Source organism: Streptomyces sp. NPDC002076, assembly GCF_053593835.1.
In genome coordinates this window covers 67653-84126 of record NZ_JBSFDI010000003.1, presented here as the reverse complement: position 1 = coordinate 84126, position 16474 = coordinate 67653, and the positions used below count along the sequence as shown (strand labels likewise).

The 16474-nt window shown below is 71.9% G+C and carries 13 protein-coding genes and 1 other RNA gene; 2 read left to right on the top strand and 12 right to left on the bottom strand.

The features are described from left to right. Positions 1-343: 343 nt before the first annotated feature. From ACWCQS_RS07555 to ACWCQS_RS07540, 4 genes are all read right to left on the bottom strand, one after another. A complete protein-coding gene (locus ACWCQS_RS07555) occupies positions 344-2707 on the bottom strand; it encodes a HelD family protein (RefSeq protein ID WP_451003583.1) in 2364 nt (787 codons plus the stop codon). Between the two features lie 203 nt (positions 2708-2910). Continuing rightward, the gene (locus tag ACWCQS_RS07550) at positions 2911-3675 is read right to left on the bottom strand and encodes an anti-sigma factor family protein (protein ID WP_451003582.1); all 765 of its coding nucleotides are present in this window, start codon (positions 3673-3675) and stop codon (positions 2911-2913) included. Between the two features lie 62 nt (positions 3676-3737). Then, positions 3738-4322 carry a sigma-70 family RNA polymerase sigma factor gene (locus tag ACWCQS_RS07545; RefSeq protein WP_030167252.1) on the bottom strand — a complete coding sequence of 195 codons (585 nt, stop codon included), beginning with the start codon at positions 4320-4322 and terminating at the stop codon, positions 3738-3740. A 217-nt stretch (positions 4323-4539) separates the two neighbouring features. Continuing rightward, entirely contained in the window at positions 4540-5133 is a 594-nt protein-coding gene (locus tag ACWCQS_RS07540; RefSeq protein ID WP_451003581.1) for a CGNR zinc finger domain-containing protein, read from the bottom strand. Between the two features lie 116 nt (positions 5134-5249). Between ACWCQS_RS07540 and ACWCQS_RS07535 the strand changes: the two genes are divergently transcribed. Then, complete coding sequence (locus tag ACWCQS_RS07535) at positions 5250-5426, top strand: hypothetical protein (protein ID WP_451003580.1); 177 nt, start codon at positions 5250-5252, stop codon at positions 5424-5426. Between the two features lie 189 nt (positions 5427-5615). Here the strand turns inward: ACWCQS_RS07535 and ACWCQS_RS07530 are convergent, their stop codons facing one another. The 5 genes from ACWCQS_RS07530 to ACWCQS_RS07510 form a co-directional block, all read right to left on the bottom strand. Beyond that, the gene (locus ACWCQS_RS07530; protein WP_451003579.1) at positions 5616-6776 is read right to left on the bottom strand and encodes a uroporphyrinogen-III synthase; all 1161 of its coding nucleotides are present in this window, start codon (positions 6774-6776) and stop codon (positions 5616-5618) included. A gap of 87 nt (positions 6777-6863) precedes the next feature. Next, on the bottom strand, positions 6864-8243 hold the full coding sequence (locus ACWCQS_RS07525) for a nitrate/nitrite transporter (RefSeq protein ID WP_451003578.1): 1380 nt from the start codon (positions 8241-8243) through the stop codon (positions 6864-6866). Positions 8244-8367: 124 nt separating this feature from the next. Continuing rightward, positions 8368-10539: a bifunctional polysaccharide deacetylase/glycosyltransferase family 2 protein gene (locus tag ACWCQS_RS07520; protein ID WP_451003577.1), complete on the bottom strand. Its 2172-nt coding sequence runs from the start codon at positions 10537-10539 to the stop codon at positions 8368-8370. A gap of 22 nt (positions 10540-10561) precedes the next feature. Continuing rightward, positions 10562-11521 (bottom strand): hypothetical protein, encoded by a 960-nt coding sequence (locus tag ACWCQS_RS07515; protein WP_451003576.1) that lies wholly within the window; start codon positions 11519-11521, stop codon positions 10562-10564. Between the two features lie 266 nt (positions 11522-11787). After that, positions 11788-12759: a LysR family transcriptional regulator gene (locus ACWCQS_RS07510; RefSeq protein ID WP_451003575.1), complete on the bottom strand. Its 972-nt coding sequence runs from the start codon at positions 12757-12759 to the stop codon at positions 11788-11790. Positions 12760-12843: 84 nt separating this feature from the next. On the opposite strand from ACWCQS_RS07510, the gene ACWCQS_RS07505 reads away from it, so the two are divergent. Then, on the top strand, positions 12844-14067 hold the full coding sequence (locus ACWCQS_RS07505; RefSeq protein WP_451003574.1) for an MFS transporter: 1224 nt from the start codon (positions 12844-12846) through the stop codon (positions 14065-14067). Positions 14068-14213: 146 nt separating this feature from the next. On the opposite strand, the gene ssrA is transcribed toward ACWCQS_RS07505, so the two are convergent. The 3 genes from ssrA to ACWCQS_RS07490 all read right to left on the bottom strand — a co-directional run bounded on the left by ssrA (position 14214) and on the right by ACWCQS_RS07490 (position 16392). Next, positions 14214-14582: a transfer-messenger RNA gene (gene ssrA, locus ACWCQS_RS07500) on the bottom strand. Positions 14583-14686: 104 nt separating this feature from the next. Continuing rightward, positions 14687-15166: an SsrA-binding protein SmpB gene (gene smpB, locus ACWCQS_RS07495; RefSeq protein ID WP_388627309.1), complete on the bottom strand. Its 480-nt coding sequence runs from the start codon at positions 15164-15166 to the stop codon at positions 14687-14689. Between the two features lie 56 nt (positions 15167-15222). Further along, on the bottom strand, positions 15223-16392 hold the full coding sequence (locus tag ACWCQS_RS07490) for a S41 family peptidase (protein ID WP_451003917.1): 1170 nt from the start codon (positions 16390-16392) through the stop codon (positions 15223-15225). Positions 16393-16474: the final 82 nt, after the last annotated feature.

The following is a 16474-nucleotide window of genomic DNA, read 5'->3' as shown; positions in this document are numbered from 1 at the left end:
TCTGCTTTCACCGTGTCGCGAGTTGTGCCGTCCGATCGTCGCACCTACCGCGGAGTACGCGGTAGTCGCCCCGGATTGCGGACGTTGTGTTCATGAGCGGTGCATGGTTTTGGAAAACCACTTCCACCATACGAGAGACGATCAGGCAAATAAAGAGACCCACGTCACACGGACGTGGGTCTCTTTCACGCTTAGGACACCGACCCGCCATGCTCGCCTCGCGGCAAGTGGTCCCTCGCAGGGACGAAGGTTGGGCCCGGGGGCTTGGATCGAGCCGGTGCCGCATCCAGGCTAACAAACACCTGCCGAGGACCATTCCCCCTGCGGCGAGTTCACAGAAAACTCAGTCCCGCAGCAGGTCCGGCACCCCGGCCGCGTCCGGCTCGTCCCGGTCCCCCGACAGCACCGTCAGCTGCTGGGTGGCCCGGGTCAGCGCCACGTAGAGCACGCGCAGGCCGGCCGGGGACTCGTCGGCGATCTCCGCCGGCGAGACGACGACCGTCGCGTCGTACTCCAGGCCCTTGGCCTCCAGGCTGCCGAGCGCGACGACCCGGTCGCCGAGCCCGGCCAGCCAGCGCCGGGCCTCCTCGCGCCGGTTCATGGCGACGACCACGCCGACCGTGCCGTCCACCAGGTCCAGCAGCCTTTCGGCCTCTGCCCGCACGGTCCGCCCCAGGGAATCCCGTACGACCGTGAAGCGCGGCTCGACCCCGGTGGACCGCACGGCGCTGGGCGCCTCGGAGCCGGGCATGGCGAGCGCGAGCACCTTGGCGGCCAGCTCGGCGATCTCGGCGGGGTTGCGGTAGTTCACGGTGAGCTGGAAGCGGCGCCGGGGCCGGCTGCCGAGAGCCTCGTCGCGGGCCTGGGCCGCCTCGTCCGGGTCGGACCAGGAGGACTGGGCCGGGTCGCCGACCACGGTCCAGGTGGCGTGCCGGCCGCGGCGGCCGACCATGCGCCACTGCATCGGCGTGAGGTCCTGCGCCTCGTCCACGATGACGTGCGCGTACTCGGTGCGCTCCTGCGCGAGGCGCTCGGCCCGCTCCCGCTGGGACTCCTCGCGCACCGGCATCAGCTCCTCCAGGCCGGTGAGCTGGTCCAGCGGATCGAGCTCGCGCTTCTTCCGCGGCCGGGCCGGAGCCCCGAGGATCGCCTGGAGCTCGTCCAGCATGGCGATGTCGTGCACGGAGTACCCGTCCCGCTGGAGCGAGCGGGCGACCCTGCGGATCTCACCGGGGTTGAGGATCCGACGCGCCCAGCGGCCCAGCCGCTTCTCGTCGGCCATGGCGGCGAGCACGGCCTTCGGGGTCAGCTCGGGCCACCAGGCGTCGAGGAAGGCGAGGAAGGCGTCCTCGCTCGTGACGTCCTCATCGAAGGAGGAGCGCAGCTCGGCGGCCAGCTCCGGATCGGTGTGCCGGGCGCCGGCGCCCGACTTGGCCCACAGCGCGTCCAGCAGCAGCTTGCGGGCGCGCGGGCGCAGCAGGTTGACCGGCGCGGTGCCGCCGAGGGCGGTGCGGCGGATGCGTTCCAGCTCCTCCGGCTCCAGCTCCAGCCGGCGTCCGAAGGCGACGACGCGCAGGCGGGACGGCGGCCCGTCGAAGGCCCGCGGCGCGGCGTCCTCGTCGGCGGCGGGCCGGGGGGCGGGCCCCAGTTCCAGGGCGCCCCGGGCCGCCTTGCGCAGCACCTTCAGCATCCGGTACGAGCCCTTGGCCCGGGCCACGGACGGGGAGTCGTACAGCGTGGCCTCGGCGCCGACGGCGTCCACGGCGAGGGAGCCGATCGCGCGGATCGCGACCTGGCCCTCCTCGCCGAGCGAGGGCAGCACCCCCTCGGTGTACGCCACGAGCAGCGGGGTCGGGGAGACGATCAGGATGCCGCCCGCGTAGCGGCGTCTGTCCTGGTAGAGCAGGTAGGCGGCGCGGTGCAGGGCGACCGCGGTCTTGCCGGTGCCCGGGCCGCCCTCGACATAGGTGATGGAGGCGGCGGGGGCGCGGATGACCAGGTCCTGCTCGGCCTGGATGGAGGAGACGATGTCCCGCATGGTGTGGCTGCGGGCCTGGCCGAGGGCGGCCATGAGGGCGCCGTCGCCGATCACGGGCAGCTCACGGCCGTCGAGGCAGGCGGTCAGCTCGGGCCGCATCAGATCGTCCTCGACGCCGAGCACCCGCCGCCCCTTGGACCGGATGACCCGGCGCCGTACGACCCGCCCGGGATCCACCGGAGTGGCCCGGTAGAAGGGCGCGGCGGCGGGCGCCCGCCAGTCGATGACCAGCGGCGCGTAGTCCTCGTCGAGCACGCCGATGCGCCCGATGTGCAGGGTCTCGGCGATGTCGGCGGTGTTGTCGTCCCGCACGGCGCCCTCGGCGGGCTCCACGGCGGTGTAGGCGCCGTCGGGCCCCTTCTTGCCGTCCTTGCCGAGGAGGAGGTCGATGCGCCCGAAGAGGAAGTCCTCGAACTCGTTGTTCAGCCGGTTCAGGTGGATGCCGGCCCGGAAGACCTGCGCGTCCCGCTCGGCCAGCGCACCCGGCGTGCCGACCTGTCCGCGCTTGGCCGCGTCGTGCATCAGGAACTCGGCCTCGTGGATCTTCTCCTCCAGCCGCCGGTACACCCGGTCCAGGTGTTCCTGCTCGACGCTGATCTCTCGGTCACGGACGGAGTCGTGTGCGTCGTGTACCGAGCCGACCGCGGACTGCTGAACCTGAGCGGCCACCGGGCCCCCTTCTGACGTGCTGGGCAGCCGTCAACCGTACGCGAAGGGGACCAATGAAAGCTACGGGGCGGCAGTTCCCCAGGGGCGCGGGGCCGCGTCGACATGCGGCTCCGCCGCGTGGGCGCGACCAGCCACAACCGGCCCGCAGGCGAGCATGGCCAGGACACATCCGAACCGGGACCCGGCCAAGCCCGCCGCAGGCGCTACGCGTCGACCTGCACCAGCTTCTTCCCCTGGAAGGTGACGACCTCGAAGTGGTCGATCTCGTTCGGCTTGAAGGCCGCCGCGCCGCCGATGTAGAGCGGTTTCCTGGACTCCGGCGTCTTCCCGTTCGGGATGCCGTAGCCCCAGTCCGGCACGGACCAGGACGACATCGTCACGCGCTGCCCGTTCTTCGCGACGAGGACCAGTGAGCACTTCAGCGGGCCCTTGGCGTTCTTCAGCTGCAGGACCGTCTGGGTGCCCCAGTCCTTCCGGGCCATGGCGACGGTGGCGCTGATCTGGGACGACGGGTCCGTGGCCGACTTCTTGTCGGGCATGGCCTCGAAGGTCGTCTGCGCCGAGGACGCGGTGACCTGCCCGCCGCCCGAGCCGCCGTTCACCGCCACCGCGGCCAGCGGTCCGGCGATGATCAGCGCGGCCGCCGCCGCGATCATGTAGAAGCTGCGCCGGCGCTTCTGGGCGCGCTTCTCCGCGACCTCGTCGACCAGCTTCTCCACGATCCGTGGGCTGGGCCTGGCGGACAGCGACTCGCCGATCGCGGGGGTGCTGCCGGAGCCCGGCAGATCCGCGAGGGCGGCCAGCATGGGCTCCATCCCGGCCAGCTCGTCCAGCTGCTGGGCACACCACTCGCAGCCGGCGAGGTGCGCTTCGAAAGCGGTTGCCTCGGCGTCGTCGAGAATCCCGAGGGCATAGGCGCCGACGGTCTCGTGCTCGCTCGGCACCGAAGATCCCGATTGGGGGTTCATGGGCCCAGACATACCCGGACCACCTGCACCGAATCCCTGCATTCCCCCGTAACCACTGCTCATCACGCCGTCACCCCCCGCTCCTCCAGTGCCAGCTTCATCGATCGCAGGGCGTAGAACACCCGAGAGCGCACCGTGCCGCTGGGGATACCCAGCGTCTCGGCCGCCTCATTGACCGTACGCCCCTTGAAGTACGTCTCGACGAGCACCTCCCGGTGGGCCGGGGTCAGGTCGTCGAGCGCGTCCGACAGCGTCATCAGCCACAGCGCCTTGTCGATCTCGTCCTCCGCGGGGATGACCTCCAGCGGCGACGGATCGACCTCCTGCGGCCGGGCCTGCCGGCTGCGGTGGCCGTCGATGACGATGCGGCGCGCGACCGTCACCAGCCAGGGGCGTACCGAACCGGTCGCCCGATTGAGCTGACCGGCGTTCTTCCAGGCACGGATGAGCGTTTCCTGTACGACGTCCTCGGCGCGCTGCCGATCACCGGCGACCAGCCGCAGGACATACGCGAGCAGGGGTCCGGCGTGCTCTCGATACAGCGCACGCATCAGCTCCTCATCGGGTTCCGAGGGCTGTGAGGACATGCGATGTCGGGCCCTCGATCCACGTTCATTGGCCACGGCCGCATCCTTGCGCACGCCCACCTCCGGTGTCCGGGGGTTCCCCCAGTCGGTCGCTCGCCCACCCGTACGGAAGGAAGCGGCGCGGTGTTCAAACGGAGGTGACAGTTTTCTCGTGGGTGACATGACGAGCGGGACATGTGACCACAATCCCACCACTTGATCTTCACATTTCAGACACATTGCAGGGAGGGGTGCGGAATCCCCGTGCATGGGCCAACCAAACCCGGTGTTACGGAAATCACGCCCGCGCGAGCGCGGCCCGCCGCCGGTGCCGGGCCACCCGCTCCCGGTTCCCGCAGACCTCACTGGAACACCACCGCCGACGTCGCCCCCGGGAGGTGTCCAGGTACACCAGCGGGCAGTTGTCACCCTCGCACTCCCGCACGGCCGCCCGTGCGACGGGGTCGGTGAGCAGCTCCACGGCGTCCCGCGCGACGAGCGCGAGCAGCCCGGCGCAGGCCGGCGGATCGGCCAACTCCCGTGTGAGCACGCCGTCCTCACCGCGCACGGCACGCGGGACGGGGGTCGCGGCATGGGCCACCTCGTTGACCCGCCGGAGCGCGCTCTCGTGCGACGGCGTGTCCGGCGCGTGCGGGTTGCGCACCAACGTCCCTATGTGTGCGCGCAGTTCCCGGAACCCCACGAGCCAGGAGGCATCGGCATGACCGAGCGCCGTCCCCTCCGGCACGAGCCCCACCCCACCGATCCACGCGCACAACGCCTCCACGCCGTCCAGCCGTTCGGCCGGATGCGTGGTCGCGAGGAGATCGAGACAGATCCGTCCGGCGTCGAACCGTGGCTCGTACGGGGGTGTGGCCGTACCCAGTGCCATGTGCCTGTCACCGCCTAGGCAGGAAGCGTGGGGGCTCTTCTCTGTGGGCCTCTCCCCTTCACAGTGCCCGCCCGGACGCCGGGCCGGAACCCCTCGTACCTCCTGGACGCGCGCGTGTGCGAACGCGCGCCTCGGCCATGTCGGCGCGCGGGGGCGCCCGGGTGCGCTGGAGCCATGACGAACACGACGACTACGGCCGGCACCCCGAACACGCCGAACAGGACGACCACGCCGACCACGGCCGCCGCGGCGGCCACGCCCGGCAGGACCGCCGTCCTGGTCGCGGGCCATGATCACCATGGGCCTGAGGGCGGGCGTCTTCTACATCTTCGCCTGAGCGGTGATGCCGGCCCTGGCCCGCAGCGACGACCGGACCTATGTCGAGGTCATGCTGGCCCTGGGACTACTGGCCCGGGCCCTGATGCTGTACGGCCGCCTCGTCCGCTCCGCCCAGCCGGAAGACCGCGCGCCGGCAACGGCGTTCACGCGTCCGCGTACTTCGCGTCCGTCGCCGGGTCCAGGGCCAGGCGGTAGCCGCGCTTGACCACCGTCTGGATCAGCTTCGGTGCACCGAGGGCCGTACGGAGCCTCGCCATCGCCGTCTCCACCGCGTGCTCGTCGCGGCCCGCACCCGGCAGGGCGCGCAGGAGGTCGGCCCGGGGCACCACCCAGCCGGGGCGGCGGGACAGGGCCCGGAGCAGGGACATGCCCGCCGGGGGGACCGGCTTGAGGGCGCCGTCGATCAGGACCGCGTGGCCCCGGATCTCCACCCGGTGGCCGGCGATCGGCAACGCGCGGGCGCGGGCCGGGAGTTCCTGGCACAGGAGCTGGACCAGGGGGCCCAGACGGAAGCGTTCCGGCTGGATGGTGTCCACGCCGTGGGCCTGGAGGGGGAGCGCCGTGACCGGGCCCACGCAGGCCGGGAGGACATCGTGGGCGAGGGCCGACAGCAGGTCGGTGAGCAGGCCACGGTCCTCCGCCCGGGAGAGCAGCGAGGCGGCCGCGGGGGCACTCGTGAAGGTGAGGGTGTCCAGGGAGCGGGAGACCGTCGCGTCCAGCAGTCGGTCCAGCGGGGTGATGTCCTCCGGCGGCATCCAGCGGTACACCGGGACCGGGACCACCTCCGCTCCCCCGGCCCGCAGGGACTCCACGAAGCCCGGGAGCGGCTCGCCGTGCAGCTGTACGGCGATACGGCGGCCGTCGACCCCCTCCTCCAGCAGGCGGTCCAGGACCTCGGCCAGGGATTCCGAGGACGGCGACCACTCCTCCGTCAGGCCGGCCGCGCGGATCGCGCCCTTGACCTTCGGCCCCCTGGCCAGGAGTTCGGCGCCGCGCAGCCCGCCGAGCAGCTGTTCGCCGAGGCCCCAGCCGTCGGCGGCCTCGATCCAGCCCCGGAAGCCGATCGCCGTGGTGGCCACGACCACGTCGGGCACCTGGTCGATGATCTCCTTCGTGGCGGCGAGGAGTTCGCCGTCGTCGGCCAGCGGCACGATGCGCAGGGCCGGCGCGTGCAGGACGGCGGCTCCGCGCCGCTGGAGCAGGGCGCCCAGCTCGTCGGCCCGGCGCGCGGCGGTGACGCCCACGGTGAATCCCGCGAGCGGACCGTGCTCGACGGCTCCGGATTGCTGCTCTTCGTCGTACATGGGCCTCTCCTGGCTGACCGGCGCGCGAATCGAGCCTGTCAACGGCGCGTGACAGGCTCGGTTCGGCTTCATTGCACCGGTGTTACGTCACACTTCGGCGTAGCTGAGCTGTGCCTTTGTCTCCGAAGCCGCCACCGTCGCGGTCTCTAGCGCCGGGCGGCGAAGGTATACGGCCCACGTCACCGCGAAGCAGAGGGCGTAGAAGGCGAGGAAGGCGACGAACGCTCCGGTGCCGGTGCCGTAGGACAGGAAGGACTGGCGGAAGGCGAGGTTGATGCCGACTCCGCCGAGCGCGCCGACCGCGCCGATCAGGCCCATGGAGGCACCGGACAGCCGGCGGCCGTAGGCCACCGCGGCCTCCCCCTCCAGGCCCTTGGCCAGGGCCTTCGCCTGGAAGATGCCCGGGATCATCTTGTACGTCGAGCCGTTGCCGAGCCCGCTGAGCACGAACAGGACGACGAAGACGGACACGAACAGCGGCAGCGACTTCTGCTGGCTCGCGGCGATCAGCACGGCGGTGGCGGCGGCCATGGCGACGTAGTTCCACAGGGTGATGCGGGCGCCGCCGAAACGGTCGGCGAGCCGGCCGCCGAGCGGGCGGATCAGGGAACCGAGCAGCGGGCCGATGAAGGTGAGGTACGCCGCCTGCAGCGGGGTGCGGCCGAACTGGATCGTCAGGACCTGGCCGAAGGCGAAGCTGTAGCCGATGAAGGAGCCGAAGGTGCCGACGTAGAGGAAGGACATGATCCAGGTGTGGGCGTCCTTGGCGGCGTCCTTGGCCGCGCCGGTGTCGTTCTTCACGGAAGCCAGGTTGTCCATGAAGAGGGCGGCCAGCACCGCGGCCACGACGATCAGCGGGATGTAGATGCCCAGCAGGACCCGCGGGCCGCCGCTCGCGCCGATGACCGCCAGGGCGACGAGCTGGATGACGGGCACGCCGATGTTGCCGCCGCCCGCGTTCAGGCCGAGCGCCCAGCCCTTCTTCCTCAGCGGGAAGAAGGCGTTGATGTTGGTCATGGAGGAGGCGAAGTTGCCGCCGCCGATGCCGGCCAGCAGGCCGACGACGAGGAACGTGCTGAAGGACGTGCCCGGTGTCATGACCGCGAAGGCCGCGATCGTCGGGATGAGCAGCAGGCTCGCCGAGATGATCGTCCAGTTGCGGCCGCCGAAGACGGCCACGGCGAAGGTGTAGGGGACTCGCACGACCGCGCCGACGAGGGTGACCATCGAGGTCAGCAGGAACTTGTCGGCGGGCGTGAGTCCGTACTCCGGGCCCATGAACAGGACGAGGACGGACCACAGGGTCCAGATCGAGAAGCCGATGTGCTCCGAGAGGACGGAGAACCAGAGATTCCGGTTGGCGATCCGCTGCCCGGTCGCCGTCCAGAATCCCTCGTCCTCCGGGTCCCAGCGCTCGATCCAGCGGCCACTGCGACGGGTTGGGGCTGTTGGGGCTGGGGCTGTCATCACGCCTCCACGGGGCTCCGGCTGCTCGGTCTGCCGTCGACCTGCCGTCGACCGACTGAGCCCGAAGGTAGGGAGGGCGCGTTTCCGGCCTGTGGCTGTGAGTGACCGGAAGGGAACGTTGCTCTCACCCCGGCCGGAGCGGGGATGAGAGGTCCCGCGCCGGACCGGGCGCGGCCACGCCACCCATGCGGCGCAGCTTCTGCCAGCGCAGCCGGCCACCGGTGAGCGCGGTGATCCAGGACTGGAGCAGCACCACGTACATCAGCTGGCGGTAGAGGATCTGCTGCAGGGGCAGCGAGAGCAGCGGGGTGAGGCGCTCGCGGTCCAGGGCGAAGGCGTAGGAGGCGCAGACCGCCTGCACCGCGAGGACGGCGAACCAGGCCACGATCGTCTTCCCGGTCGGCCCGAAGACCAGGCCGTAGACGAGGAAGAGGTCGATCAGCGGCGCCAGCAGCGGAGCCACCACCATGAACAGGGACACCAGGGGAAGGCCCACCCGGCCGAAACGGCCGGAGGGACCCCGCTCGAACAGGGCCCGGCGGTGCTTCCAGATCGCCTGCATGGTGCCGTACGACCAGCGGTAGCGCTGGGACCACAACTGCTGGACGGACTCGGGCGCCTCGGTCCAGGCGCGGGCGCGCTCGGCGTAGACGACCCGCCAGCCGTCGCGGTGCAGCGCCATCGTGATGTCGGTGTCCTCGGCGAGCGTGTCGTCGCTCATCCCGCCGACCCGTCGCAGCGCCGAGCGGCGGAACGCGCCGACCGCGCCGGGGATCGTCGGCATGCAGCGCAGGATGTCGTACATCCGGCGGTCGAGGTTGAAGCCCATCACGTACTCGATGTGCTGCCAGGCGCCGATGAGCCGGTTCTTGTTGCCGACCTTGGCATTGCCGGCGACGGCGCCGACGGACGGGTCGGCGAAGGGCTGCACGAGTTCGCGGACCGTGGACGGCTCGAAGACCGTGTCTCCGTCCATCATCACGATCAGGTCGTACCGCGCGTTGTCGACGCCGCGGTTGAGCGCGGCCGGCTTGCCCGCGTTGACCTGCCGGATCACCCGGACGTTCGGCAGGTCCAGCGCCTCGACGATCCCGGCCGTGCCGTCGGTGGAGCCGTCGTCGACGACGAGCACCTCGATCGGATGCTCGCTGCGCATCAGCGAACGGACCGTGTTCTCGATGCACTTGGCCTCGTTGTACGCCGGGACCAGCACCGACACCGGCTCGGTGACCGGCTCCTCGCCCCAGCGGAAGTCCCGGCGCCGGGTGCGCCGGGCGTGGACGCCGGCCAGCAGCAGCATCAGGGCGAAGCGGGCGAGGACGAGGAAGCCGACGACCGCGAGACCGGCGACGAGGACACCGGTGACGCTGTCCGACGCTCCCACCAGGAAGATCCAGGCCTTCCCCTTCCACAGGTCGAGGCCGGTGACCGGGGTGTCGGCGCTCGGCGCCTTCAGCGCCTCGGTGACGGTCTGGAAGGCGTACCCCTGCTGCTGGAGCCGGGTCAGGTACCGGTCGAGCGCCTGGACCGTCTGGTGGCGGTCGCCGCCCGAGTCGTGCATGAGGACGACCGCGCCCTTGCCGCCGTGCGGCGTGGCGTTGCGGATGATCGTGGCCACGCCAGGCTTGCGCCAGTCCTCGCTGTCGATGTCGTCGACGACGGTGAGATAGCCGCGGCTGCCGACGTACTCGGTCACCGGCCAGGACGCGTCGTCCATGGCGTCCGCGAAGGAGGAGTACGGCGGCCGGAACAGGGAGCTGCGGATGCCGGCCGCACCGGCGAGCGCGAGCTGGCTCTGCGACAGCTCCCAGTCGATGCGCTGCCTGGAGTGGTACGAGAGGTCGGGGTGGTCGAAGGTGTGCACGCCGACCTCGTGGCCCTCGGCCACCATGCGCCGGACGAGGTCCGGATAGCGCGAGGTCATCGTGCCGGTGACGAAGAAGACCGCGTGCGCGTGGTGCTTCCTGAGGACGTCGAGGACCTTCGGCGTCCAGGTCGGGTCGGGGCCGTCGTCGAAGGTGAGCACGATCCGGTGGTCCGGTATCCGCAGGCTGGTGACGGCGCCGTCCCGGGTGTCGATGACCGGGCCGCCGTCGACGATCTTCGACGGCACCTTGTCCTGCGCGGCCCCGGGCCGGATGCGGTGGTCCGCGAGGATCTCGCTGTGCACGTAGCCACGCAGCATGAGCATCGCCAGGGTCGCGCACAGCACCAGGACGGGGAGCAGATAGCGCAGCGGCAGTCGGGTGCGCCGTACCGGTGACGGGGTACGGCCGTCGCGGAAACGCGAAGCCATCAGAGGTTGTTTCCCTGGCGAGTCAGAGCGGGAGCGGGGGGAACGAGTGCCGGGCCCGGCCCGGAGGCGAGCGCCTGGTGTGCGTCGGGGACGCGGAGGGGTCGGCGGTGGACCCGGGGCCGGAGGCGGTCGGGGAGGTGCCCGCCGACGGAGCCGACGCGGACGGGGAGACCCCGGGACCGCTCGGCGCGGCGGTGGCGGAGGCACCGGCCGTGGGTGTGGCGGCTGCCGAGCCACCGGGCGCCGGGCTGGACGAACCGGCACCGGGTCTGGCGGTGGCGCCCACCGACACGGGGACACCCGTCCCGGTCACCGTGCCGGGACCGGACGGGCTCGGCGCGGAGGAGGCGCTGGGGTGCGGCGAGGTGTGCATCTGGCCGGCCGGCTTGTCGTCGCCCTGGCCGGGCACCGGCAGCCACGGTGCGGTGGAGTTGCCGGAGAGCAGGGTCGCGGCGATGACGGCGGCGTAGCCGGCGCAGGCGATGGCGACGGCCATGCCGAGCCGCCGGAAACGCCGTCCACGGCGACCGGACGCGTCGACGAAGACCGGCCCGTCACCGCCCTCGCCGCCGGCACTCGGAGCTTTCGTGGCGGATCCGGGCGACGTCTCTCCGTGCCCGACCGGGGCCAACTGGACCGTCACGTCGGGGAGGGTGTGCACGGGTTCGTGGGCCGGGGGCTCCGCGGAGGCTTCCGGGTCCTGCCGTTCGGCGCTCACCAGGGCGGCCTCGGCGGCCACGCCGTCCACAGCGCACTCGGCACCCTCGGCGCCCGCGGCCTCGACGACCCGCTCGCCGTCCAGGGTGTCCACGGCCTCCACGGCTTCGGTGTCCTCGGATTTCGCGTCGCCGTCGGCGGCGCCACCCGTCGGAGCCTCTCCGGCCCCCGGAACCACATCGGTGTGCGAATCGGAGTCCGAACCGGTGTCCTGATCGGTGTCCGGAACAGTCGCCTCGCCCTGAGCGCTGCCGGGCTCCGGCACGGCCGGGGTCCCGCCCCCGGCCACCCTCGGGTCCGCCTCTGCGGGTGCGGTTATCGGACCCTCCGGTTGGGCGTCTTCTGGCCACCTGTTCACGCGCGCACTTCCCCCCACGGGACAGTTCCGGGTGCGCTGACGGCCCGAGCGCCGTCGACCGAAACACGCCCCCACCCTGGATCGAGCGCCCCCAAAGACCACTCTGCGCTCGGGCCATGAATGTAGCGCACGCGCTGCACCGGTGATGGCCAGGCATCACTTCCAGCCGCTGGTCACCCCCTCATCACGCCCTCATCAATGGCCGGAATCCATCCGCCGGCGGGCCGCCGCAGCCACCCCTCCGCCGCCGCGAGTTCGGCCGCCGCCCGGCGCAGCGCGTCCAGCCCGGGATGGACCAGCCCCTTCCGCCACACCAGGGAGACCGGCGACAGCGGGACGGGTTCGACGAGCGGCCGGCGCACCGTGCGGGGCAGCGCCGGAAAATCCACGACGGCCAGTACCGGATGCCGGGTCTTGGCCATGATCCGCTCGAACTCCTCGTCCCCGACGGCCAGCGGCAGCGGCGCGGCGAGCCGGATGCCGCGGCCCTCGAAGAGCCGGGTCGCCAGGTCGGTCCACTCCAGGGTGCGCGGGTTCCCGGCGCCCGCGTACACGGTCTCGCCGGCCAGCGCGGCCAGCGGCACCTCGGCGCGGGCCGCCAGCGGATGGCCCTCGGGCAGTACGACGGCCATCGGCTCGTAGCGGACGGGCTGCTGTCCGAGACCGGAGCGCAGCGCCGGGTCCAGGCCGGCGAAACGGCCGAAGGAGGCGTCCAGCCGGCCGGCCAGCACTTCGGCGGCGGCCCGGGTCAGGCCGCTCTCGTAGCGTGCCATCAGCTCGCAGTCGGGGGCGAGCTCACGGGCCCGGTGCAGCACGCGGCGGCCGGTGGCCAGGCCCGGCGAGTTGAGGTCCACCAGCAGCGGGCGGGACCGGCCGGAGGCGAAGGCGGCGAGCAGGTCGTCCTGGGCGGCGAGCACCCGACGGGCGTGCGGGAGCAGCCGTTCGCCGTCCGGGGTCAGCGTCACCTGCCGGGTCGTCCGCACGAACAGCTCGGCGCCCAACTCCCGCTCCAGCCGCCGCACATCCCGGCTCAGCGCCTGCTGGGCGACGTACAGGCGGGCCGCGGCGCGGGTGAAGTGCAGCTCCTCGGCCACGGCGACGAAGGCGCGCAGCAGACGGGGCTCTATGTCGGCGGGGACGGGCATGTCCGTGAACTTACAACGCAGGTGCGTGAATCGGCACCGAGAAGGTGTTGGACCCGGTGATCCACTCGCGTCGAAGGTGGACCCATGTCCTCGGTCATATCCACCACCAGCGGCTACCGCCGCCTCTTCTCGCTCCCCGGCGCCCGCGCCTTCACGACCGGCAACCTTCTCGCCCGGCTGCCCATGGGCATGTTCAGCGTGAGCGCCGTCGTGATGATCGCCGGCTCGCGGGGCTCGTACGCCCTGGCCGGTGCCGTCACCGCGACCGGTCTCGCGGCGACCGCGCTGGCCGGGCCCTGGATCGCCCGGCTCGTCGACCGCCGAGGGCAGTCCAGGATCGCCGTACCGGCCACGCTCGTCTCCGTGCTCGGCAGCCTGGCCCTGCTGCTGTGCGTGCGCTACGACGCCCCGGACTGGACCCTGTTCGCCGCCTACGCCCTCACCGCGGCCACCCCGAACATCGGCGGCCTGTCCCGCGCCCGCTGGGCCCATCTGCTGCGCGAGGACCCCGGCGCGCTGCACACCGCGAACTCCTTCGAACAGGCCGCCGACGAGCTGTGCTTCATGCTCGGCCCGGTGCTGGCCTCCTTCCTCACCGGCACCCTCTTCCCGGAGGCGGGCACGCTGGCCGGCGCGGTGCTGCTGCTCACCGGCATGCTGCTGTTCACCGCCCAGCGGGCCACCGAGCCGCCGCCGCGGGCCCGCTCCCAGGCGCCCTCGCCGCTGCGCAGCCCGGGCATCCCGCCACTGCTGGCCTGTTTCACCGCGACCGGGGCGGTGTTCGGCTCGATGGAGGTCGTCACCATCGCGTACGCCGACGCGCAGGGGCACCGTACGGCGGCCGGCGCGGTGCTCGCGTTGCAGGCGGCGGGGTCGTGCGCGGCGGGCCTGGTGTACGGCGCGCTGAAGCCGACGGGGGTGCGGCTGGGGCACTGCCTGGCGGGGATGGCCGTGCTGATGACGCTGCCGTGGGCTGCCGCCGGGGTCGCCGGTTCGCTGTGGGTGCTGGCGGGTGCGCTGCTGGTGGCGGGGATGGCGACGGCGCCGACGATGGTGACGGCGATGACGCTGGTCCAGCGGCGCACCCCGGCCGACCGCCTGAACGAGGGCATGAGCCTGATGGTGACGGGGCTGCTGACGGGTATCGCCTGCGGCTCGGCGGCGGGGGGCTGGGCGGCGGAGCACCTCTCGTCGGCCTCCGCGTACGCCGTACCGGCGGCCGGCGCCGCCCTGGCCCTTGGGTGGGTGTCGCTTACCGGCGCCGGCAAGGTGCCGCATCAAGAGGCCGACGGCGCTGCAGTCCCCTAAGGCGCGCGGGGAACTGCGCGAGCAACCCACCACCCGCCCGCACCCGGCAACGCCGGCACACCCCCACGGCGCTGCCCACGACAACGGCCCCGCCGCTGAAAAGCGACGGGGCCGTTGCCCACATGGGGTGAACCCCCGGAGGGGCCTGGTGGAGATGGCGGGAATCGAACCCGCGTCCAACGGTGCGGAATCAGGGCTTCTCCGTGTGCAGTCCGCTTCGCTTTTCTCGGCCCCGGCGATCACGCGAACAAGTCGCCGACGGGCTCAGTCACTGTTTGGTTTCCCTCTTCACCCCGTGACCGGGATCAAGGTTTAGTTCCCTAGCTGATGCCAGGATCCGGGTCGGGAACAGCCCCGGGCTGACACTTCGCAAGTCGCTACTTAGGCAGCGAGGGCGAAGGAATCGCGCTTGGTGTTGGCGATTATTTTTTTCGGCCTGTGGTTTACGAGATCATGGCCGCTTCCTCGACACGCTTCCCCTGCTTCGACAGCCGCTGTCGAAACCGATCATCCCCATGTTGATTTCTCAATGTGCACACCGGGCGTCCCCGTCCGGTGTTGGTGCCATCGTACGGGAACAACGCAGGTCGATGCCAGCGTATTCCCCTCGCCAGGGGGCCTAGCCCCGCTGCTTGCGGCGCACCGCCGCCATCGCGCGGTCCGCCTCGCGCCGGTCCTGCTTCTCGCGCAGGGTCTGGCGCTTGTCGTACTCCTTCTTGCCCTTCGCCAGCGCGATCTCGATCTTGGCGCGGCCGTCCTTGAAGTACAGGGCGAGGGGCACGATCGTGTGACCCGTCTCCTGGGACTTGGACTCCAGCTTGTCGATCTCCTCGCGGTGCAGCAGCAGCTTGCGCTTGCGGCGGGCGCTGTGGTTGGTCCAGGTGCCCTGGCTGTACTCGGGGACGTGCACGTTGTGCAGCCACGCCTCGTGACCGTCCAGTTGCACGAAGCCGTCGACCAGCGAGGCCCGGCCCTGGCGCAGCGACTTCACCTCGGTGCCCATGAGGACCAGTCCGGCCTCGTAGGTGTCGAGGATGTGGTAGTCGTGCCGCGCCTTCTTGTTCTGCGCGATCAGCTTGCGCCCTTTTTCCTTAGCCATAGTGCCGACCATTTTGGCACCACACAGGGGGTGTGAGTACAGCCGATTACGAGTGGCTACGAGGCGTCGCCCAGGCCGGTGAGGACCGTCTCGGCCCGGGTCAGGGCCTGTGGGCCCCCGTCCAGGTCGGGGGTGATGCCCCGGCCGTCGACCGCGTGGCCGGACGGGGTGCGGTAGTGGCCGACGGTGAGCTCGGCCACCGAGCCGTCGGGGAGGGTCGTCGGCATCTGGATGGAGCCCTTGCCGAAGGTGCGCGAGCCGATCACCACCGCGCGGCCCCGGTCCTGCAGGGCGCCGGTGAGCATCTCGGCCGCGCTCATCGTGCCGCCGTCGACCAGGGTGACCAGGGGCCGGGCGGTGTCGCCGCCGGGCGCGGCGTGCAGCGAGCGCTGGGCGCCCTTGACGTCGTAGGTGGCGACCAGGCCCCCGTCGAGGAAGGCGGAGGCGGTGTCCACCGCTTCGGTGACCAGGCCGCCGGAGTTGCCGCGCAGGTCGAGGACGATCCCGTCGTCGGCCGGGGCCTGCCGCACCGCGGCGCGGACGGCGGCGCCGGAGCCCTTGGTGAACGCGGCGATCCTGATGACGGTGACCCCGCCGGGCAGTCGGCGCACGGTCACCGAGTCGGTGGACAGGCTGGCCCGGTGCAATGTCTCGGTCCACGCGCGCGTGCCGCGCTGCAGGCCAAGGGTGACGGGTGTGCCCGCGGCCGCGTCGTCGGCGTCGCCGCGCAGTAAGGAGACGACCTCGGTGACCGGCCGCCCGTCGACCTTGCTGCCGTCGACGCTGCGCAGCCGGTCCCCCTTGCGGATCCCGGCCGCCGCGGCCGGCGAGCCGGGCTGCACCCTGGTCACCTCGATCCGGCCGTCCCGCTCGCGCCGCGCCCACAGGCCGACGCCGGTGTAGCGGCCGTCGAGGGCCTCCTGGAACTCCTGGTACTGGCCCTCCGAGTACACCGCGCCCCAGCGGTCCCCGCTGCGGCTGACGGCCCGCTCGGCGGCCTCCATCGGGGACTTGCCGTCGGCCATCGCCTCGGCGGCGGCCTTCTGCACGTCCTCGTGCCCGGCGGCCGTGGGCGCCGGCCCGGCGACGGATCTGCGCGCGGTGGCGTCGGGCTCCTGGAAGGAACCGGTGGCGGCGCCGGTGACCAGGACGCCGGCGAAGACCAGTGTCAGGGCGGCCCCGCGGCTGACGTGGCGGGGCTGACCGAACAGGTCTCGGCCTGACAATGCGGTGAGTCCTCGGCCCGACATGGCGGTGAGTCTAGGACAACGCGAAGGGCCGTACGGGCGGATGCCCGTACGGCCCTCT